The organism is Nocardia sp. IFM 10818, assembly GCF_054655275.1.
In genome coordinates, this window is the sequence record NZ_BAAHJH010000001.1 from 3,192,568 (window position 1) to 3,212,628 (window position 20,061).

Annotated in this window: 18 protein-coding genes; 13 read left to right on the plus strand and 5 right to left on the minus strand. The window is 67.9% G+C overall.

From position 1 onward, the window contains the following. Positions 1 to 135: 135 nt before the first annotated feature. Positions 136 to 960: a hypothetical protein gene (locus tag ACYQ5L_RS14775; RefSeq protein ID WP_459957910.1), complete on the plus strand. Its 825-nt coding sequence runs from the start codon at positions 136 to 138 to the stop codon at positions 958 to 960. Continuing rightward, a complete protein-coding gene (locus ACYQ5L_RS14780) occupies positions 957 to 1,394 on the plus strand; it encodes a hypothetical protein (RefSeq protein WP_459957911.1) in 438 nt (145 codons plus the stop codon). Before ACYQ5L_RS14775 ends, ACYQ5L_RS14780 begins: the two co-directional genes overlap by 4 nt. A gap of 170 nt (positions 1,395 to 1,564) precedes the next feature. On the opposite strand, the gene ACYQ5L_RS14785 is transcribed toward ACYQ5L_RS14780, so the two are convergent. Then, entirely contained in the window at positions 1,565 to 2,002 is a 438-nt protein-coding gene (locus ACYQ5L_RS14785; RefSeq protein ID WP_459957912.1) for a hypothetical protein, read from the minus strand. A 372-nt stretch (positions 2,003 to 2,374) separates the two neighbouring features. Between ACYQ5L_RS14785 and ACYQ5L_RS14790 the strand changes: the two genes are divergently transcribed. The 11 genes from ACYQ5L_RS14790 to ACYQ5L_RS14840 all read left to right on the plus strand — a co-directional run bounded on the left by ACYQ5L_RS14790 (position 2,375) and on the right by ACYQ5L_RS14840 (position 16,214). Then, positions 2,375 to 4,588, plus strand: a complete 2,214-nt coding sequence (locus ACYQ5L_RS14790) for a SulP family inorganic anion transporter (RefSeq protein WP_459957913.1) — start codon at positions 2,375 to 2,377, stop codon at positions 4,586 to 4,588. A 244-nt stretch (positions 4,589 to 4,832) separates the two neighbouring features. Continuing rightward, a complete protein-coding gene (locus tag ACYQ5L_RS14795) occupies positions 4,833 to 7,046 on the plus strand; it encodes a SulP family inorganic anion transporter (RefSeq protein ID WP_459957914.1) in 2,214 nt (737 codons plus the stop codon). Positions 7,047 to 7,208: 162 nt separating this feature from the next. Beyond that, positions 7,209 to 7,670, plus strand: a complete 462-nt coding sequence (locus ACYQ5L_RS14800) for a TIGR02611 family protein (protein ID WP_459957915.1) — start codon at positions 7,209 to 7,211, stop codon at positions 7,668 to 7,670. Beyond that, complete coding sequence (locus ACYQ5L_RS14805; RefSeq protein ID WP_459957916.1) at positions 7,667 to 8,374, plus strand: (2Fe-2S)-binding protein; 708 nt, start codon at positions 7,667 to 7,669, stop codon at positions 8,372 to 8,374. Before ACYQ5L_RS14800 ends, ACYQ5L_RS14805 begins: the two co-directional genes overlap by 4 nt. Positions 8,375 to 8,568: 194 nt before the next feature. Beyond that, positions 8,569 to 10,626 (plus strand): threonine--tRNA ligase, encoded by a 2,058-nt coding sequence (gene thrS / locus ACYQ5L_RS14810; RefSeq protein ID WP_459957917.1) that lies wholly within the window; start codon positions 8,569 to 8,571, stop codon positions 10,624 to 10,626. Positions 10,627 to 10,696: 70 nt separating this feature from the next. Next, on the plus strand, positions 10,697 to 11,323 hold the full coding sequence (locus ACYQ5L_RS14815) for an ATP adenylyltransferase (protein WP_459957918.1): 627 nt from the start codon (positions 10,697 to 10,699) through the stop codon (positions 11,321 to 11,323). Position 11,324: 1 nt separating this feature from the next. Further along, complete coding sequence (gene pgsA, locus ACYQ5L_RS14820) at positions 11,325 to 11,996, plus strand: phosphatidylinositol phosphate synthase (protein ID WP_379195061.1); 672 nt, start codon at positions 11,325 to 11,327, stop codon at positions 11,994 to 11,996. Beyond that, positions 11,993 to 13,000 (plus strand): phosphatidylinositol mannoside acyltransferase, encoded by a 1,008-nt coding sequence (locus ACYQ5L_RS14825; RefSeq protein ID WP_459957919.1) that lies wholly within the window; start codon positions 11,993 to 11,995, stop codon positions 12,998 to 13,000. The genes pgsA and ACYQ5L_RS14825 overlap by 4 nt, the downstream gene beginning before the upstream one ends. Continuing rightward, positions 12,997 to 14,121 carry a glycosyltransferase family 4 protein gene (locus tag ACYQ5L_RS14830; RefSeq protein WP_459957920.1) on the plus strand — a complete coding sequence of 375 codons (1,125 nt, stop codon included), beginning with the start codon at positions 12,997 to 12,999 and terminating at the stop codon, positions 14,119 to 14,121. The genes ACYQ5L_RS14825 and ACYQ5L_RS14830 overlap by 4 nt, the downstream gene beginning before the upstream one ends. Continuing rightward, positions 14,121 to 15,164 carry an NUDIX hydrolase gene (locus tag ACYQ5L_RS14835; protein WP_459963433.1) on the plus strand — a complete coding sequence of 348 codons (1,044 nt, stop codon included), beginning with the start codon at positions 14,121 to 14,123 and terminating at the stop codon, positions 15,162 to 15,164. Before ACYQ5L_RS14830 ends, ACYQ5L_RS14835 begins: the two co-directional genes overlap by 1 nt. 381 nt (positions 15,165 to 15,545) lie before the next feature. Next, positions 15,546 to 16,214 (plus strand): hypothetical protein, encoded by a 669-nt coding sequence (locus ACYQ5L_RS14840; RefSeq protein ID WP_459957921.1) that lies wholly within the window; start codon positions 15,546 to 15,548, stop codon positions 16,212 to 16,214. A 48-nt stretch (positions 16,215 to 16,262) separates the two neighbouring features. On the opposite strand, the gene trpA is transcribed toward ACYQ5L_RS14840, so the two are convergent. The 4 genes from trpA to ACYQ5L_RS14860 form a co-directional block, all read right to left on the minus strand. After that, a complete protein-coding gene (gene trpA, locus ACYQ5L_RS14845; protein WP_459957922.1) occupies positions 16,263 to 17,078 on the minus strand; it encodes a tryptophan synthase subunit alpha in 816 nt (271 codons plus the stop codon). Continuing rightward, positions 17,075 to 18,328 (minus strand): tryptophan synthase subunit beta, encoded by a 1,254-nt coding sequence (gene trpB / locus ACYQ5L_RS14850; protein WP_459957923.1) that lies wholly within the window; start codon positions 18,326 to 18,328, stop codon positions 17,075 to 17,077. Before trpB ends, trpA begins: the two co-directional genes overlap by 4 nt. A 151-nt stretch (positions 18,329 to 18,479) precedes the next feature. Next, a complete protein-coding gene (trpM, locus tag ACYQ5L_RS14855; protein WP_459957924.1) occupies positions 18,480 to 18,695 on the minus strand; it encodes a tryptophan biosynthesis modulator TrpM in 216 nt (71 codons plus the stop codon). Positions 18,696 to 18,904: 209 nt separating this feature from the next. Next, positions 18,905 to 20,038 carry an acyl-CoA dehydrogenase family protein gene (locus tag ACYQ5L_RS14860; protein ID WP_459957925.1) on the minus strand — a complete coding sequence of 378 codons (1,134 nt, stop codon included), beginning with the start codon at positions 20,036 to 20,038 and terminating at the stop codon, positions 18,905 to 18,907. Positions 20,039 to 20,061 lie beyond the last annotated feature (23 nt).

Genomic DNA, 20,061 nt, shown 5'->3' on the forward strand with positions numbered 1-20,061 from the left:
GCAATTCCCCGGAATTCATTGCTCCAAAAGAGCCGGCCTGCCAGGATATGTCGCACGCGACCACCTCGATATAGAGCGGCCGTGCTCGGTTTTCCTTCCTTTTATCGGCTTGTGTCTGTATTCAGGAGTTCGAAGATGACCGCGGGGCGCTTCTCCGAGACGGGAGAACTGCTGACATTCGGTCGGGAAGCCACTCGCGAATTGGTCCGTGAATTGTCCCTGGGCGCCGCGCAATCGCGCACGGGAGTATTGCGGGTGACCGGTGATCCGGGTGGCGATTTCTACCTCGTCGACGGGAACATAGCGATTGTGGCCTCGGCCGGCGCGCCCGGCGTGCGCGATCTGCTGATGCGGCCCGGGCGCACCTCCACCGGTGCGGCGGATCTGCGGCTGGTGGCCCTGATGGCGGCGCTGGACGGCGCCTTCGCCATTGCCTCGGGCTGGCTCGGCGGCTGCTGCTGGCAGGACTCGCCGAACCTGCCGCCCGACATGCCGGCGATCCCGACCGTCGATCCGGGCCGGCTGCTGCTCGAGACCGAGCGCCGGCTGCGCGCCCTGGCGCACGGCCCGGTCTCGCCGCACCGAAATCACCTGTCGCTCACCGACCGCGGCCGCGCGCTGCTGGCCGGACCGGAACGAACGCCCTGGCAGGACATTCTGTTCTGGGTCAACGGCCGGCGCACCTGCCGGGATATCGCCCTGCTGCTCAGCCGCGGGCTCTACGCGGTCACCGTCGAGGTGTCGCGCATGCTGGACGCCGAGGTCCTGGTGATCAGCCCGCCCCTGCCCGTGGCCGTGCAGCCGTCACCGCCGCGCATCGGCATGCCCCGATCGGTGCTGCCGCGCCGCCGCCGCGGCGCCAGCGGCATCAACGACACCCTGCCCACGCCGTCACCGCGCGCCGCCCGCGCGGGCCGCCAGAATTCCCTCCCCGTACGGGAACAAGAAAGGACGATATGAGTACACCGACCAGCACAGGTGCCGGCAGTCTTTCGGACCGGGTCGCGATTCTGGTGAAGGCGCTACGGTCCGAAGCGCCGGAATGCATTGCCGCCGGGGCGATCGATATGGCGACGGGAATGCTGCTGTCGGTGGACACCGTCGACAATCATCCGCCGGAAGTCCTCGACCTCCTCGCGGCGGCCACGCTGGATATCTTCCAGGGTCGCAATGTGACCATGATCGAGGATATTTGGAAGGAGCGGCGCGGAATACGAACCGACCGCCATTATTTCCTGGAAATTCTGGTGAACAGCGATAACCTCACGCATCTTTTCATTCGCACCGAGAGCCGCGAGGACGTCGTGGTGGTGGTCGTGTGCCGCAAGACCGTCAATGTCGGCATGCTCTTCGCCCAGACCCGGCGCGTGCTCAAAGACGCGGGCCGCCTGTGAGTTTCCCGCCCGCAATCCCCGGGCCGCGCGGCGCGCGCCCGCCACGATCTCCGGTGGCCGCCGGTGACACGTCGGGTTTCGTCGCCTGACGTCGGCCTCCGGACGCGCTCCCGGCCGAATGCCCCTCACCCTCGGCCGGGAGCGCCCTGTTCCTCAGCGGGAGGGCGTGCTCACTTGGCCTCGTGCCAGTTGCTGCCGCCGGCGCCCTGGATCTTGTAGCCGATGGACTTCTTGGTTCCGTAGAAGTCGCTGCCGGAGGTCAGATCGCCGAGGCTGGTCTTGAGGGATTTGGCGAACTCGAAGGAGTTGCAGGTGGACAGGTAGATATCGCCGGTGTAGCCGGTCGGGATGATCGGCTTCAGGATGCCCGCGAGGGTGGCGGGGGTGAAGGAGAGCGCCGGGCCCGTGTCGTCCTCGTCGCCGATCTCCTCGTCGTTGCCGTGGGCGGTGATGAAGAGGTTCTCCTTCTTCTCCAGCCGGATGCCGCCGGGCCACAACTTCTTGTTGTAGGCGTAGGCGATGCCGAACCCATCGCTCTTGTCGGTGTAGGAGTCCTTGTACCCCTTGTCGACGATTCCCATGTCTTTGGCTACGAAGACCAGAATCATTGTCTTGCCGTTTCTTTGGGAACGAAAGGATATCCGAACGGAACCTGTTGCGTCCGTTCGGCTTTCGCTCGATCTGGTGGATCGAGTGTAGCTCCGGGACCGGAGGCGCAGGCGTGGTTCTGGACATCCGACCGACAGGTCTGCCGCCAATCCGCGCATCCGTGCAGAGAGTGGCCCAGGTCACATTTTGGCCGCAGTTCGCCCCAATTCTCGAAAACCCTTTTCAGCTTCTTTGCACTGTCTTTACGATTGTGCCGTTCGATCTTCTCCATAGCGTCGTGCTGTCACAGCTTCGCCCGCCGCTCGCTCTCGATGCCAGTACATGTTGACCGATGAACCGGACCGGTCCAGGCCGTCCGGCGAAGGAGAAATATGTCCACCGACACCGATCAAGCACTCCGGACGTCGCTTCCGCGATTGGCAACAGTGGTGCGATACGACCTGCCCGCCTCGGTCGTGGTCTTCCTGGTCGCACTGCCCCTGTCCCTGGGGATTGCCGTCGCTTCCAATGCCCCGGTCGAGGCCGGCCTCATCGCCGCCGTCGTAGGCGGTGTGGTGGCCGGATTGCTCGGCGGATCGAATCTTCAGGTGAGTGGCCCGGCGGCCGGCCTGACCGTGGTCGTCGTCGAGACCATCGACAAGTTCGGCTGGCGTGGAGCCTGTTTCATTACCGCGGCGGCGGGCGTGTTGCAGATTGTCTTCGGGCTCAGCAGGATTGCGCGCGCGGCACTGGCCATCGCGCCCGTGGTGGTGTACGCGATGCTCGCGGGCATCGGCATCACCATCGCGCTGCAGCAGGTACATGTGCTGCTGGGCGGATCGTCGCACAGCACGGCGGTGCAGAACATCGCCGGGCTGCCCGCACAGGTGCTCGATGTGCACGGGGAGGCCGTGGTCATCGGCTGCGCGGCGATCGCCATCTTGGTCGGCTGGCGCTGGATGCCGCCTCGGGTGCGGGTGATCCCCGGACCCCTGGTCGCCGTATTGGGCGGCACCGCACTGGCATTCGCGTTGCCGGGGGACGCGGAGCGCGTACGGCTGGACGGTTCGCTGTTCGATGCCATCGGCCTGCCGGAGATCCCGGACCAGAGCTGGGGCGTCATCGCACTGTCCGTGCTGACCATCGCGCTGATCGCGAGTGTGGAAAGCCTGCTCTCGGCGGTCGCCGTCGACAAGATGTCGGGCGGGGCCCGCACCAACTTCGACCGCGAGCTCGTCGGGCAGGGCGCGGCCAATCTGACCTCCGGGCTGCTGGGCGGACTCCCGGTCACCGGCGTCATCGTGCGCAGCGCCACCAATGTGCAGGCCGGGGCGCGCACCCGCGCATCCGGTGCGCTGCACGGGATCTGGGTGCTGGTCTTCGCCGTCGCGCTGGTCGGCATCGTGCAGCAGATCCCCAAGGCGGCCTTGGCCGGTCTGCTTATTGTTGTCGGCATCCAATTGGTGAAGCTGGCGCACATCAAGCTCGCCCACCGCACCGGCGACCTGGCCGTGTACGCCCTCACCATTGCCGGGGTCGTCCTGCTCAACCTGCTCGAAGGCGTGGTGATCGGCCTGGCGGCGGCCTTCGCGCTGCTGCTGTGGCGGGTGGTGCGGGTGGCGGTGTCCGCCTCGGCCATTGATGCGCGCCGCTGGCTGGTGACCATCGACGGCGTCTGCACCTTCCTGGCGCTGCCCAAGCTCACCAAGGAATTGGCGAAAGTCCCCGCGGGAGCGGAGGTCACGCTCGAGATGACGGTCGACTTCCTCGATCACGCCGCCTGCGAGGCGCTCGAGGAGTGGATGCGCCGCCATCGCGCCGACGGCGGCACGGTCGAGTGCGTCGAAATGGGTTCCGCGCGCATGGCCAATGCCGGTTCCGGCCCGCCGGCGCGCGGGCACGGCCGCCGCATTCTCAATGACGTGCTGGGCCCGCGGCGGCGCACCGGCGCACAGGTCGATCCGATCGTGGCCGGCATCGCGGCCTATCACCGCAGCCACGCCCACGTCATGCGCCCGCACCTGGGCGAACTCCTGGATGGCCAGGAACCCGATGCCCTCTTCCTGACCTGCGCGGATTCCCGGATCGTGCCCAATGTGATCACCAATAGCGGTCCGGGCGATCTGTTCACCGTGCGCAATGTCGGCAATCTGATTCCCGCGCACGGCCGTGATTCCTCCATGGAGGCCGCCATCGTCTACGCCCTCGACAAACTCGATGTGCGCTCGGTGGTGGTGTGCGGGCATTCCGGTTGCGGCGCAATGGATGCGCTGTATCGCGAGGCCGTCACCGGATCGGGGCTGGACGACTGGCTGGCCAATGCCCGGCCCAGTCTGGACGCCTACCGCGGTGGGCATCGGGTGGCGCGGGCGGCCGCGGCGGCCGGATTCGGGCCGGTCGATCAGCTGGGCATGGTGAATGTGGCCGTGCAGCTGGAGACGCTCTACGCCCATCCGGTGGTGCGGCGCGGGGTGGACGAGCGCGGGGTGGTGCTGTCCGGGCTGTTCTTCGATATCGCGACGGCCAGAGTGGTGGAGGTCACGGTCGACGGCATTGCCGAGATCGATGACCTGCACCACCGGGCGGCCGAACCGCAACCGGCGTGAAAATCCGGGTTGACCGGCTGGATGTCGCAGAGTTGCCAACACGGTGCGGGCGTGACCTCACACAAGGTTCACGCCCGTTTTACATTGTGGCTCATGTTTTCTCAGCCTTTGCTAAGGCTTTACTTTTAGCCTTGCCTCAGCTCGTCCGGTGAGTCTGTGGCCAGCGCCGCCCACAGCATCAATTCGATGCCCGCAGAACATGTTCGACGTCTTACGGAGCCGCAGCTCCGGAGAAGGAGCCGAGATGTCCCTCGACACCGATTCACCGCCAGGCAGACCGACTGACCGGTTCAACACTTGGTTGCGCCACGATTTGCCGGCCTCATTAGTCGTCTTCCTCGTCGCCCTGCCCCTGTCCCTGGGCATTGCCGTCGCCTCCGACGCCCCCATCGCCGCCGGCCTCATCGCCGCCGTCGTGGGCGGCGTGGTGGTGGGCGTGCTCGGCGGATCCGCCCTGCAGGTCAGCGGCCCCGCCGCCGGCCTGACCGTGGTGGTCGCCGAGACCATCAACCAATTCGGCTGGAAGACAGCCTGTTTCATTACCGTCGCGGCCGGCGCGCTGCAGATCGTGTTCGGCCTGAGCCGGATCGCCCGCGCCGCGCTGGCTATCGCGCCCGTGGTGGTGCACGCCATGCTCGCCGGCATCGGCATCACCATCGCGCTGCAGCAGCTGCACGTGCTGCTCGGCGGCTCCTCGCACAGCACGGCCTTCCAGAACCTGGTGCAGCTGCCTGGCGAACTGACCAGCCTGCACGGCAACGACCTCCTCATCGGCGCGGTCGTCATTGCCATCATGCTGGGCTGGAAGTACGTGCCCGGGAAGCTGAGGGTGCTGCCCGGCCCGCTGGTCGCCGTGGTGGCCGGCACCCTGCTGTCGCTGGCCGTGCCCGGCAATGTCGAGCGCATCGTGCTCAGCGGCTCGCTGTTCGACGCCATCGGGCTGCCGGAGATTCCCAGCGGGGGCTGGGGAGCCGTCGCGCTCGCGGTGCTGACCATCGCGCTCATCGCCAGTGTCGAGAGCCTGCTGTCCGCGGTCGCCGTGGACAAGATGCACACCGGCCCGCGCACCAACTTCGACCGGGAGCTCATGGCCCAGGGCGCGGCCAATATGACCTCCGGCCTGCTCGGCGGCCTGCCGGTCACCGGCGTCATCGTGCGCAGCGCCACCAATGTGCAGGCCGGGGCCCGCACCCGGGCTTCGGCGTTCCTGCACGGCATCTGGATCCTGGTGTTCTCGGTGCTGCTGGTCTCCGTCGTGCAGCAGATCCCCAAGTCCGCGCTGGCCGGTCTGCTCATCGTGGTCGGCATTCAGCTGGTCAAGACCGCCCACATCAAGCTGGCGCACCGCACCGGCGATCTGCTCGTCTACGTCGTCACCGTGCTGGGCGTGGTCTTCCTGAACCTCCTGGAGGGCGTGCTCATCGGCCTGGTGCTGGCCTTCGCGCTGCTGCTGTGGCGCGTGGTCAAGGTCGTGATCGTGGCCGGTCCGGTGGAGGGCACCGAGAACTGGCTGGTCAGCGTGGACGGCACCTGCACCTTCCTGGCGCTGCCCAAGCTGTCCAAGGAACTGGCCAAGGTGCCGGCCGGGGCCGACGTACTGGTGGAGATGAGCGTCGACTTCCTCGACCACGCCGCCTACGAAGCCATTCACGACTGGGCGCGTCAGCACGAAACCACCGGCGGCCGAGTCGATTTCGTGGAGCTGGGCACGGTGCCCATGGCCGATGCGGTGACCGGCCCGCCGGTGCGCGGCCACGCCCGCAACCTGCTGCACGATGTGCTGCGCCCCTGGCGCAAGGGCGAGGGCAACCCGGTCACCGCCGGGGTGGCCGAATACCACCGCCGCCACGCCCACGTGGTCCGCCCGCACCTGGACGAACTGCGCAACGGGCAGAACCCGCACTCGCTGTTCCTCACCTGTGCGGATTCGCGGATCGTGCCCAATGTCATCACCAATACCGGTCCGGGCGATCTGTTCACCGTCCGCAATGTCGGCAACCTGGTGCCCCCGCAGGGCCGGGACAGCTCCATCGAGGCGGCGCTGTCCTTCGCACTGGACGAACTGCACGTCGATCACCTTGTGGTATGCGGACATTCGTCCTGCGGAGCGATGAACGCCCTGCTCGCCGGTGCGCCGAACGGCCCGGGACTGGGCGCCTGGCTGCGCAATGCCGCACCCAGCCTGGACCGCTTCCGGCGCGGCCATCCGGTCGCCTTCGCCGCCGCCCGGGCCGGTTTCGGCGTCCCGGACCAGCTGGCCATGGTGAACGTGGCGGTCCAGCTGGAAACGCTCGCCACCCACCCCGTGGTGCGCCGGGCCGTGCACGAACGCGGAGTCACGCTCTCGGGCCTGTTCTTCGATATCGGCACCGCCCGCGTCCTCGGGGTGACCGCCGACGGTATCGCCGAGATCGACGATGTCGAGCTATCCGCGGAACTGGCCGCGGCCATGAGCTGACGCTCCGGCAACCGAATACGCGGCGGCCGCGCACCCCGAATCCAGGGTGCGCGGCCGTCGCGTTCGTCCTCCCGGTGGGTACCGCGTACCTCCTCGCGGTGGATATCGGTTTGGGGGCTTTCCCGGAGGCCGCACCGGGCGGCCGGACGTAACCTGGCCTGTGTGAGCACCGAGATTGATCCGAGTCCGCGGACCGCGGGGGAGTCGCCGGAAAGTGCGACGGGGAAGTGGCGGCGCTGGCGCGCCTTACGTGGACATGTGGCGGATCGACCTACGCTGAACGTCGTCTACCGCATCGCGGTGGGCGTGCTCGGTGTCGCGGTGCTGGTGGTCGGAATTCTCGCGATTCCGTATCCGGGCCCGGGCTGGCTGATCGTTTTCGCGGGGCTGGGGATCCTGGCCACCGAATTCGCCTGGGCGCATCGGACTCTGCACTGGACGCACCGGCGGTATCGGCGGGTCATGGACTGGTATTCCGCGCAGGGATGGCTGGTCAAGGGGCTCGGCGCGGTACTCACCCTGGCCGTCGTGCTCGTGACGCTGTGGCTGCTCGGAACCTTCGGTGTCGTCGGCGACCTGATCGGAGTCGAATGGGAACCATTGCGCAGTCCGCTGTTCCAGTGAACACCGGGCCGGTGTTCGTGCCCGGCACGGAATTGCTGCGCCCGGAATGGCTGGACGAGCGGATCGCCGATATGGGCGTCTCCTGGGGCACCGGGGACACCCGCGTGGCGGGCACGCTGTGGTGGTGCATGGCCGCCTCGTCGCTGGTGAACCCGATCGTCACCGCGTACGCGCGCGACGACGACGATTTCGATCCGACCCTCGAACGCCTGGCGCTCGAGATGCGGCCCGACGGCGGTATCGAACGGGTCGTCCAGTCCGCCGCGCCGCACGAACCCGCCGGATCGGCGCTGCTCGAACCCGGCGTGCGCCTGGAGCCCGGTATTCAGCTCGAGTCCGCGGCGGAAGCCTTCGCGCGCACCGGCTCGGGTCCGGTGCTGCGGCACACGCTCGCGCAGGTCGTTCCGGTGGTGGCCCGGGTGTCGGGCGCCGGGGAGGCGTCGCTGTGGGCGATCGTCGCGGACGCCATCGGCAACCGGGCGCTGGACGCGGGCGATCAGGAGGCCGGTGCGCACCTGGCCCGCGAGGTGGCCGGACGGCTGCCGGTGCCGCGATTCATTGATATCGGGGAACGGACTTTTGTGCGTCGCATCTCCTGCTGCCTGGTGTTCGAGGTGCCGGGGTGCGAGATGTGCACCAGCTGCCCGAAACGTCCCGCGGCGCAGCGGGAAAAGCTGCTCGCGGAGCTGGCCGCGCGCGGCTGAGGACGGTCCGGCGCATCTCGGAATGATGGCGGTGCACCCGTGGCCGACGCCACGGGGCGGTCCATCGGCGCGCGGCCCGCACCGTGCCGATAGCATGGTGCGCGCCGACGTCGCGCGTTATCGGACGTGTGACCGGCCATCCGAACAAGATCGGCGGGGCAGCCCGCCACGACACTGCCAAGGAGTGCGCAGCCGTGAACACCTCACCCCCGAAGACCCCAGCCGCCCTCGTCCGGGTGCCGGCCGGGACTACGGCGGGTGCCGCGGTGCGCGAGGCGGACCTGCCGAGCAAGGGCCCGAACGCGGTCATCGTCGTGCGCGACGCGGAGGGCAACCTCAAGGACCTGTCCTGGATTCCGGACACCGATGTCGAGGTCGAGGCCGTCACCGCCGACTCCGAGGACGGCCGCAGCGTGATCCGGCACTCGGCCGCGCACGTGCTGGCGCAGGCCGTGCAGCAGGAGTTCCCGGAGGCCAAGCTGGGCATCGGCCCGTTCATCAAGGACGGCTTCTACTACGACTTCCAGGTCGACCGCCCCTTCACCCCCGAGGATCTGGCCAAGCTGGAATCCCGGATGAAGAAGATCGTCAAAGGCGCGCAGCGGTTTTCACGGCGCGTGGTCGAGGTCGAGGACGCTCGCGTCGAACTGGCCAAGGAGCCGTTCAAGCTGGAGCTCATCTCCGATAAGTCCGGCATCGACGATCCGGAGGTCATGGAGGTCGGCGGCAAAGAGCTGACCATCTACGACAACCTGGATCCGCGCACCGGCGAGAAGGTGTGGGGCGATCTGTGCCGCGGCCCGCACATCCCGACCACCAAGTACATTCCGGCGTTCAAGCTGACCCGCTCCTCGGCCGCCTACTGGCGCGGCGATCAGAGCCGCGAGGACCTGCAGCGCATCTACGGCACCGCGTGGGAATCGCAGGAGGCCCAGGACGAGTACCTGCGTCTGCTGGAAGAGGCCGAGAAGCGCGATCACCGCAAGCTGGGCCTGGAGCTGGACCTGTTCTCCTTCCCCGACGAGCTCGGCTCGGGCCTGCCGGTGTTCCACCCCAAGGGCGGCATCATCCGCAAGGAGCTCGAGGACTACTCGCGCCGCCGCCACATCGCCGCGGGCTACGAGTTCGTCAATACCCCGCACATCACCAAGGGGCATCTGTTCGAGGTCTCCGGCCACCTGGACTGGTACCGCGACGGCATGTTCCCGGCCATGCACCTCGATGCCGAACTCAATGAGGACGGCACCGTGCGCAAGCCCGGCCAGGACTACTACGTCAAGCCGATGAACTGCCCGATGCACAACCTGATCTTCCGGTCGCGCGGCCGGTCGTACCGGGAACTGCCGCTGCGCATGTTCGAGTTCGGCTCGGTGTACCGCTACGAGAAGTCCGGCGTGGTGCACGGCCTGACCCGCGTGCGCGGCATGACCCAGGACGACGCGCACATCTACTGCACCAAGGAGCAGATGCACGCGGAGCTCACCTCCACGCTGCAGTTCGTGCTCTCGCTGCTGCGCGATTACGGCCTCGACGACTTCTACCTCGAGCTGTCCACCAAGGACCCGAAGAAGTTCGTCGGCTCCGACGAGTTGTGGGAGGAGGCCACCGAGACGCTGCGCAAGGTGGCCACCGACTCCGGCCTGGAGCTGGTGCCGGATCCGGGCGGGGCCGCCTTCTACGGCCCGAAGATCTCCGTGCAGGCCAAGGACGCGCTGGGCCGCACCTGGCAGATGTCGACCATCCAGCTCGACTTCAACCTGCCCGAGCGCTTCGAGCTGGAGTACACCGGCCCCGACGGCGCCAAGCATCGCCCGGTCATGATCCACCGCGCGCTGTTCGGTTCCATCGAGCGGTTCTTCGGCGTGCTCACCGAGCACTACGCGGGCGCCTTCCCGGCCTGGCTGTCGCCGGTGCAGGTGGTGGGCATCCCGGTCGCCGAGGCCTTCGCCGAGCACCTGGACAACGTCATCGAAGAGCTTGCGGCACAGGGTATTCGGGCCGAGGTCGATCGCAGCGACGACCGCATGCAGAAGAAGATCTTCAACCAGACCGCGCAGAAGATCCCGTTCATGCTGCTGGCCGGCGCCCGCGATGTGGAGGCGAACGCGGTGAGCTTCCGCTTCCGCGACGGTACCCAGGTCAACGGCGTGCCGGTGGCCGATGCCATCGCCACCATCGTGGATTGGATTCAGCGGCGCGAGAACACCTCTCCCACCGCGGAGGGTTTCGAAGTTCGGAGCGCCACGGCATGAATGGTCAAGGCCCGGAGGAGGCAGCCTGCGTAACCATGGAGGGCCTCCAGTCATGCCTCGGGGGCACAGCATGAGTGAGCGTACGGCGTCCGGCAACTTCTCCGATGAGGTTGCCGCGCGACAAGATTCGGCACCGCGCGAGCAGATCGTGGACACCGGTGCGGGGGATCCGGATCGGCTGCAGCGGCTGTGGACGCCGTACCGCATGTCCTACATCACCGGGGCGGCCGAGGAGCGCGTGGAGCCGAATGCCGACGCACCCAAGAAGACCGGGCATCCCTTCACCGACATCCCGCAGATGACCGATGAGGACGGGCTCATCCTGGCGCGCGGCCAGTGGGTGTACGCGGTGCTCAACCTGTACCCGTACAACCCCGGCCACATGATGGTGGTGCCTTACCGCCGCGTGGCCAACCTGGAGGACCTGACCGCCGAGGAGAGCGCCGAGCTGATGGCGTTCACCCAGCGGGCCATTCGGGTCATGAAGCGGGTCTCCCGGCCCGAGGGCTTCAATGTCGGCCTGAATCTCGGTGGCGTCGCCGGGGGTTCACTCGCCGATCACCTGCACCAACACATCGTGCCCCGCTGGAGTGGAGACGCGAACTTCATTACCGTCGTCGGCGGAGTGAAGGTCATGCCACAGCTGCTACGGGAAACCCGGGCGCTGCTGGCGGAGGCATGGAAGGAATCCGAGTAGCGTGCTGAGCTTCTTCGGTCGCGAAACGTTCGCCAAAGCGACTGCGCCGCTGGGCAAAGCCTTGGTGAGCACCGGTCTCACACCGGACGCGATGACGCTCATCGGCACCACCGCCTCGATCGCCGCGGCGGTGACTCTGTTCCCCACCGGTCACCTGTTCTGGGGAACCATGGTGATTTGGCTGTTCGTCATGTTCGACATGCTCGACGGCGCCATGGCGCGCGCCCGCGGCGGCGGCACCAAATACGGTGCGGTGCTGGACGCCACCTGCGACCGGGTGGCGGACGGGGCCATCTTCGCGGGGCTGGCCTGGTGGGCGGTCTACCACGAGGGTTCCAAGCATCTGTTCGCGGCGACGCTGGTGGTGCTGGTGACCTCGCAGGTCATCTCCTACGCCAAGGCGCGCGCCGAGGCCAGCGGGCTGTCGGCCGACGGCGGCATCATCGAGCGGCCGGACCGCCTCGTGATCGTGCTGGTCGGCGCCGGATTCACCGGTATCGGCGGGCATTTCGGCATCGAGTGGCTGAGCTACGCCGTGTACGCGGCCATGTACATCCTGGCGGTGCTGAGCATCGTCACCGTCTTCCAGCGGGTGCTGGCGGTGCGCAATTCGCCGGGCGCGCGCGATGTGATCCCCATGGCGGCCAAGGCTCCGGAGGAACCGCAGCGGTGAGCACCTCTTTCACGTCCGCGATGACCGACAAGGCGTACGCGGCCGGGTGGCGGCTGGTGCGCGCCCTCCCGGAAGGGATGGCGCGCAAGGGATTCGACGCCGGCGCCGACTTCGCGGCGCGCAAGGCCAACAAGGCAGCGCACCGGGGACAGCGGAATCAGCTGCGGCGCAATCTGGCTCGCGTGCTCGGCACGACTCCGGAACAGGTGCCCGACAGCCTGATTCGCGACAGCATGCGCTCCTACGCCCGCTACTGGCGCGAGGCGTTCCGGCTGCCTTCCATGGATTACGCCGCCATCGGCCGCCTGACGGTGGACGGCGTCGAGAATCTCGAAGCCGCCCTGGATCGCGGCCGCGGTGCGGTGCTGGTGCTGCCGCATTCCGGAAACTGGGATATGGCCGGCGTGTGGCTGGTGCAGAACCACGGTGGGCTGTCCACCGTCGCCGAACGGCTGCAACCGGAATCGCTGTTCGAGCGCTTCATCGAATACCGCGAGAGCCTCGGATTCGAGGTCTTCCCCCTGACCGGCGGCGAACAGCCGCCCTTCCCGATCCTCGCGGATCGCCTGCGGCAGAACAAAGTCGTGTGCCTGATGGGCGAACGCGACCTCACCGGCAAGGGCGTGCCCGTCGACTTCTTCGGCGAGCGCACCTGGATGCCCGCCGGCGCGGCCAAACTCGCCATCGAGACCGGGGCGGCGCTGATTCCGGTGCACTGCTGGTTCACCTCCGACGGCCGCGGCGGGGAATCCTGGGGTATGAAGACCGAGGCGCCCCTGGATGTTTCGGCCGGCGTGGCCGCGGCAACCCAGGCATTGGCGGACCGGTTCGCGGCCAATATCGCCGCCCATCCCGCCGACTGGCATATGCTGCAACCGCTGTGGGAAAGTGACTTGTCGCAGGCCCGCCGCGATCGGATCGCGGCGGCCCAACAGGCACTGGGGCATCGGGAACCGGCCGCCGACACCGGAACCGAGGGGCACAGGGGAGACGGCGCGCTATGAGAATCGGCATGGTCTGCCCGTACTCGTTCGACGTTCCGGGCGGTGTGCAAGCCCATGTCGTGGAATTGGCGCAGGTGCTCATCGAACGCGGGCACAAGGTGAGCGTGCTCGCGCCCGCCGCCGAGGACACGCCGCTGCCCGATTATGTGGTGTCGGCGGGGCGGGCGGTGGCCATCCCCTACAACGGGTCGGTGGCGCGGCTGTCCTTCGGGCCCACGGCGTACACCCGGATCCGGCGCTGGATCGCCGAGAACGATTTCGACGTGCTGCACATCCACGAGCCGAACGCGCCGAGCCTGTCCATGCTGGCGTTGAAGATCGCCGAGGGGCCGATTGTGGCCACCTTCCACACCTCGACCACGAAATCGCTGGTGCTCAGCACTTTCCAGGGCGTGCTGCGGCCGTATCACGAGAAGATCAGCGGGCGGATCGCGGTCTCGGAACTGGCGCGGCGCTGGCAGGTGGAGGCGCTGGGCGGGGATGCCGTCGAGATCCCCAATGGCGTGGACGTGCCCTTCTTCGCGCACGCCCCGCTGCTGGAGGGGTATCCGCGGGCGGGCGGCACGGTGCTGTTCCTCGGCCGCTACGACGAACCGCGCAAGGGGATGGAGGTGCTGCTCGGGGCGCTGCCCGCGCTGGTGGCCCGCCATCCCGATATCGAGGTGCTGATCGTGGGCCGCGGCGATGAGGAGCGCCTGCGCCGCGAGGCCGGGTCGAATGCCTCGCACCTGCGTTTCCTCGGGCAGGTCTCCGATGCCGACAAGGCGTCGGCCATGCGCAGCGCCGATGTGTACTGCGCGCCCAATATCGGCGGTGAGAGCTTCGGCATCGTGCTGGTGGAGGCCATGGCGGCCGGTACCGCCGTGGTCGCCAGCGAGCTCGACGCCTTCCGCCGGGTGCTGCGCGACGGCACCGCGGGCATGCTGGTTCCGGTCGGCGACTCGGACCGGCTGGCGACCGCCCTCGACACCATGCTCACCGACACCGCGCGCCGCGAGGAGTTCATTCGCACCGCGAATCAGGTTGTCGGCGAATACGATTGGCCCGTGGTCGCCGAGCAGATCCTGCGCGTCTACGAGACCGTCACCGTCGGTGACGTGCGCGTGAGGACCGCCGGATGATCACCTTCTCCGCGACCGGCATTCTGGTCGTAGCGCTCATCGCGGCGATCATCATCACCATCGGCGTCTGGGCCTACACCACCGCCAACCGCCTCGACCGCCTGCACGTGCGCACCGACCAGGCCCGGCACGCGCTGGACGCGGCGCTCGCGCGGCGGGCCGTGGTGGCGCGCTCGGTGGCCACCACCATTTCCGGTCTCGGCTCCGATCCGGAGCTGCTCGACCAGGCTCGCCGCCTGGTGGCGCTGGCCGATCGCGCCGAGCGCGCCAACTGGCGCGACCGCGAAGCCGTCGAAAACCAGCTCGCCGCAGCCCTGTCCGCCGTCGATATCGCGCTGCTGCCGCCGCAGCTGGTGGCCGAGCTCGCCGATGCCGAGGCCCGCGTGCTGATCGCCCGCCGCTTCCACAATGACGCCGTGCGCGACACCCTCGCGCTGCGCACCCGCCGCCTGGTCCGCACCCTGCACCTCGGTGGTACCGCGCCGCTGCCGACCTATTTCGAGATCGCCGAGCGCGTGACTCCGGCGGCCTCCACCGGTTTGGATGTGGACACCGTCCGCACCTCGGCGCGGGTCGTCCTGCTCGATGAAGAGGATCGCGTGCTGCTCTTGCGCGGATGCGATCCGAAGGTGCCGGACGTGCCGTTCTGGTTCACCATCGGCGGTGGCGTGAATCCGGGGGAAACCTTGCGTGAGGCCGCCATTCGCGAACTCTACGAGGAAACCGGCCATCCCGCCGATTCCTCCATGCTGCGCGGACCGCTGTGGCGGCGCGTCGCCGTTTTCCCGTTCAATGGCGAGCTGATCCGTTCGGAGGAACTGTTCTTCGCCCTGCGCACCAAGAACTTCGACCCCGTCCCGGCCAATCTGGACTATGTCGAACGCCGCTCCATCAATGGCAACAAATGGTGCACCCCCGCCGATATCGCGGCCCTGGATCATTCCGGCGAAACCGTCTACCCGTACCACTTGGACCAGCTCTTGGACGAGGCCATCGCCGCCGCCGATGCCGACACCGATCCGGAAGTGCGCTCCATCCGCTGATCCATTCCCCTCCGCATGGCCGAGCGCCAACCAGATAACGCGTGGTTACCCTTGGTGGCGTTCGGATCGGATATATCAGTCCCCGAAAGTCGGGGAACCGTGCGCGCGTCGCTCAGAGGAATATTCCGATTCCAGTGAGCGCAACGACGACCGCGAACACAATTGCCGCGACCACCAGATCGATGATCATTGGATCTTCCTTTCTTGCGTTCCCGCACGGTGCGGGTATGGAGTAAATCTCCAGCAAAATGTGATGCGTTTCACTGTTCGGCCCGCCAAAGCAAAATGGTTGTCTAACGGGTGGGCCTTTCCCGGTCCGATGGATGGGATCGGCCGCCGAAACCGTGCGGCTGCACGCATCGCAGGGTCTACGGTTCCGGCATGAAACTGATGTACGCGCTATGGGGTGCGCACGCGGGGGAGCGCTTGCACTCCGCCGAGTTGCGGACCCGATTGGCGGATCTCGGCGCGACCGAGCTACAGGTGAACGTGCGGGACGCCGAGGTGGCCGGCGCGCAACTGCGGCACACGACCTATGCCGAGCCGATCGATGCGATCGTGAGCGTCCGCACCGGCGGCGACCACGAAACCGTCACCGCCGCACTGGCTTCGGTGGCCGATACGGTGAACGGCTGGATCGTCGACGAGCGCACGCCCCTCGTGCCGCCGCCGGTCGAGAACGGGGTGCGCACCGACGCGCTGGCCAATATCGCGTTGCTGCGCATTCCCGCCGAGCTCACCCGCGAGGAGTGGCTGCATCGGTGGCACGATCTGCACACGCCGGTCGCCATCGAAACCCAGGACACCTTCGGGTATGTCCAGAACACCGTCCGCGCGGCCATTACCGCCGGTAATCGCGTGGACGCCCTGGTCGAAGAGCTCTTCCCCATGGCGGCCATGGCCAGTCTGCACGCGTTCTACGGCAGCGGCGGAGACGACGCCGAACTGCAGCGCCGCATGACCCGCATGATGGAGAGCGTGGTCGGCTTCGGTGCGCATCTCGACCTCGATATCGTGCCCACCAGCCGCTACGTGTACAAGCTGCACTGAGGCCCGCGGGTGCGGGATGCCCGGCGTGGGCACCCCGCACGGACCGGTCTAGCCGCGGGCGCGGACGCCGGTGGCGAGATCGGCGGTGAGCGCCGCGATCGCGGTGCGGCCCGCCTCCGCGCCGGGGGCGTCGAGCATGGCCTTGACCAGCGCGGAGCCCACGATGACGCCGTCGGCGAAGGTCGCGACCTCGGCGGCCTGGGCGGCGTCGGAAATGCCGATGCCGACGCAGATCGGGAGGTCCGTGACGGATCGCAGGCGGCGGGTCAGCTCGCCGGCCGTCGCGCCGACGGAGGTGCGGGTGCCGGTGACTCCCATCAGGGCCGAGGCGTAGATGAAACCGGAACCGGCCCTGGCGATTTCGTCCAGACGCTCGGTGGTGCTGCTGGGCGTCGCTACGAATACGGTGGCGAGTCCGTGCGCGGCGGCATGGCGTCGCCACTCCTCGGACTCCTGGACCGGGAGGTCGGGCAGGATGCAACCGGCGCCGCCCGCGTCGGCCAGCTCGGCGGCGAAGCGCTCGATTCCGTAGCGGTCCACCGGATTCCAGTAGGTCATCACCAGAACGGGTTTGCCGGTGGATCGGTACGCCTCGCGAACCGTGCGCATGACATCGGCGATGCGGACGCCGCCGCGCAGGGCGATATCGTCGGCGGTCTGGATGACCGGACCGTCGAGCACCGGATCACTGTGGGGCAGGCCGACTTCGATAATGTCGGCGCCGCTGGTGAGGACGGTCTCGACGGCGGCGATGCCGCCGTCCACGGTGGGGAAGCCCGCCGGAAGATATCCGATGAGCGCGGCCCGGTTCTCCTGCTTCGCCTTGGCCAGGGTGTCGGTCAAGAGCTGGATATTGCCGCTCATTCGGCAACGCTCCCTTCGGCCGCGGCGGCGGCCTCGTTCTCGAAATAGCGTGTGGCCGTGTCCATGTCCTTGTCGCCGCGGCCGGACAGGTTGACCAGGATCAGGCCGTCCGGGCCGAGTTCCCGGCCGACGTCGAGGGCGCCTGCCAGAGCGTGCGCACTCTCGATGGCCGGGATGATGCCCTCGGTGGCGGAGAGCAGCCGGAAGGCCTGCATGGCGGCATCATCGGTGATCGGCCGGTATTCGCCCCGCCCGGTCTCGAAGAGGTGGGCGTGTTCCGGCCCGATGCCGGGATAGTCGAGTCCCGCCGAAATGGAATGGGCCTCGGTGATCTGCCCCTCGTCGTCCTGCAGCACATAGGAGCGCGAACCGTGCAGGATCCCCGGCTCGCCCGCGGACAGCGTCGCCGCGTGCCTGCCGGTCTCGATTCCGTATCCCGCTGCCTCACAACCGATCAGCCGCACGCTCTCATCGGCGAGAAAGGGATGGAACATGCCGATCGCGTTCGATCCGCCGCCCACGCAGGCGATCACCGCATCGGGCAATCGCCCGGTGCGCTCCAGCAGCTGCCGCCGCGCCTCCACCCCGATGACCCGCTGGAAATCGCGAATCATCGCCGGAAACGGGTGCGGCCCCGCCACCGTCCCGAAAATGTAGTGCGTGGTCTCGGTATTGGCCACCCAGTCCCGGAACGTCTCATTGATCGCATCCTTGAGCGTGCGCGACCCGGTGGTCACCGGCACGACCTCGGCCCCCAGCATTCTCATCCGCGCCACATTGAGCGCCTGCCGCTGTGTATCGACCTCACCCATGTACACGGTGCAATCCAGGCCGAACAGGGCGCACGCGGTAGCGGTCGCCACCCCGTGCGATCCGGCCCCGGTCTCCGCGATCACCCTCGTCTTGCCCATCCGCTTGGTGAGCAACGCCTGCCCCAGCACATTGTTGATCTTGTGCGATCCGGTGTGGTTCAAATCCTCCCGCTTGAGGAAAACCCTTGCCCCACCGGCATATTCAGCGAACCTCGTCACCTCGGTCAGCGCACTCGGCCGCCCCGCGTAATTGCGCAGCAAGGCATCGAACGCGGCCCCGAACGCGGGATCCACCTTCGCCTTCTCGTACTCGACGGCCACCTCGTCCACCGCCGCGACGAGCGCCTCCGGTATGAACTTCCCGCCGAACCTGCCGAAATACCCTTCACCACTGGGGAATCGCCCCTCGGGATCCGGAATGAAGAACTCGTTTGTCATGGTCGGAACACTCCTCTAACCGGAACCGCAGTCCCGGTCGCATACCTGGTCAGTGTCGCGAAAACGCGCCGACGCACGACGAAGCGCCCCGGCCCAGCCGGAACACGTCATCCTCGATCAGAGAAAACAGGGCAAGGGAGAAGCTCCTCCCTCACGCACCCCGCACCATGCGCGGCGCGCAAAGCCATCGCATTCCATTCACCTGACCGGGCTCCGCCCCGATCACCCATCGAACCCGCCGCCCGTGCACCCGCCGCGCAGGCGCCCGGCAGCCACGCGGCCGGCAACCACGGGCGAGACGAGCGGCAATGGGCATGTCCGCACGGTAGCGCATCCCGTCGCCCGAAGCACGCCGCCCCATCCCCATCGTCGCGACGAAGGCGCGGTTCGTTTGATCGGGATGTGACCGCCGCCCTTCTCGGTTAGGGTCGGTGGCGGTTCGCCGGACCGGGCGAACCCTCGTGTGGAGGTGAGTGGTTTTGTCCTACCTGTTGTATGACTTCCTGGTGCCGTATCTGGGGCCCTCGGGCGCCGAGTACTGGGCGACCATGCTGGTGGTCGGCTGGCGCTGACGGGTCAGCCGAGCGGGCTGTGTCCGAGCAGGGCACGGCCGGTGAAGCGGGTCTGTTTGGCGCGGGGGAGGGGATGGAACAGGCAGCCGTGGACGTCGCGGTACCACATCTCCAAGGGGAGGGCGCGGGAATAGCCTGCGCCGCCTACGGTTTCGATGGCCAGGCGGACGGTGGCGACCAGGGAGTCCGCCACCACCGTTTTGCGGCTCAAGGTGCGGGCGGCGTGGGCGTCGGTATTGGGGAAGCGGAGATTGTCCGCGTCGGTGAACATGGCGCCGAGGAGGTCGGCGGCCGTGGTGTAGGCGTTCATCATCTCGCCGGCGAGGGCCACCATGTGCGGCTCGGTGCGGCCGCGCAGCAGCTGGGCGACCAATTCGACACTGCGGTCGGCGATTCCGAGGTAGGCGGCCATGACCAGGGGGAGGGCCGCGCCGATCACCGAATTGAGGATCGGGGGCCACAGGTCGGCGGGGCGAACGAGAGAGACGGCGGCGTCGGGTACGAAGACGTCGTCGAAGACGATGGTATGTGATCCGGTCGCGCGCAAACCGATGGTGTTCCAGGTCTTTTCGATGCCGACGCCGGGCGCGCTCAAGGGGATCGCGCAGTGCAGTACCTGCGGCCCGTCCGGTGCGTCGTCCCAGCGGATGCTGGTCACCGCGACGGTTCCGGCCTCGCAGCCGCTCGCCGGGGCCTTGCGGGCGCTCACCCGGTAGCCGCCGTCGACCTTGACCGCGCTGCCATTGGACTCCACCCAGTCCGAGGCCCCGGTGCTGGCCAGAATCGCTCCGGCGACCACCTTCTCGAACACCGCGCTCGCGTCCATGCCGTGCCGATGCCGCCACACCTGCAGGGCCACCAGATGCGTGTGCATGGCGAACGCCACCGCGGTGGACGGGTCGTGACGACCCAATTCCCTGAGCGCATCGCCCATTTCGCGATGGGTGGCCCCGCCGCCGCCCGCCTCGGCCGGCACCAGCGCCCGGCTGAGCCCGGACGAGCGGAGCAGATCGTAGGCCGCGAGCGAGAGTTCGCCGCTGCCGTCGCGCTCGGCGACACCCTCGGCCAGAGCGGTCCCGACGGCGGTGGCCGCGGCGACCCAGTCGGTGGTGGGAGTTACGGATTCGGTGATCGTCATACCGCGGAGCTACGCGGCGCGTT

Bases quoted from the DNA above. Each gene is read 5' to 3' on its own strand.
- ACYQ5L_RS14840 (WP_459957921.1), top strand. From the start codon at position 15,546: ATGAAACTGATGTACGCGCTATGGGGTGCGCACGCGGGGGAGCGCTTG.
- ACYQ5L_RS14785 (WP_459957912.1), bottom strand. From the start codon at position 2,002: ATGATTCTGGTCTTCGTAGCCAAAGACATGGGAATCGTCGACAAGGGG.
- trpM (WP_459957924.1), bottom strand. From the start codon at position 18,695: ATGGGGATGGGGCGGCGTGCTTCGGGCGACGGGATGCGCTACCGTGCG.
- trpB (WP_459957923.1), bottom strand. From the start codon at position 18,328: ATGACAAACGAGTTCTTCATTCCGGATCCCGAGGGGCGATTCCCCAGT.
- ACYQ5L_RS14830 (WP_459957920.1), top strand. From the start codon at position 12,997: ATGAGAATCGGCATGGTCTGCCCGTACTCGTTCGACGTTCCGGGCGGT.
- ACYQ5L_RS14780 (WP_459957911.1), top strand. From the start codon at position 957: ATGAGTACACCGACCAGCACAGGTGCCGGCAGTCTTTCGGACCGGGTC.
- ACYQ5L_RS14795 (WP_459957914.1), top strand. From the start codon at position 4,833: ATGTCCCTCGACACCGATTCACCGCCAGGCAGACCGACTGACCGGTTC.
- ACYQ5L_RS14860 (WP_459957925.1), bottom strand. From the start codon at position 20,038: ATGACGATCACCGAATCCGTAACTCCCACCACCGACTGGGTCGCCGCG.
- ACYQ5L_RS14790 (WP_459957913.1), top strand. From the start codon at position 2,375: ATGTCCACCGACACCGATCAAGCACTCCGGACGTCGCTTCCGCGATTG.
- trpA (WP_459957922.1), bottom strand. From the start codon at position 17,078: ATGAGCGGCAATATCCAGCTCTTGACCGACACCCTGGCCAAGGCGAAG.
- ACYQ5L_RS14775 (WP_459957910.1), top strand. From the start codon at position 136: ATGACCGCGGGGCGCTTCTCCGAGACGGGAGAACTGCTGACATTCGGT.
- ACYQ5L_RS14815 (WP_459957918.1), top strand. From the start codon at position 10,697: ATGAGTGAGCGTACGGCGTCCGGCAACTTCTCCGATGAGGTTGCCGCG.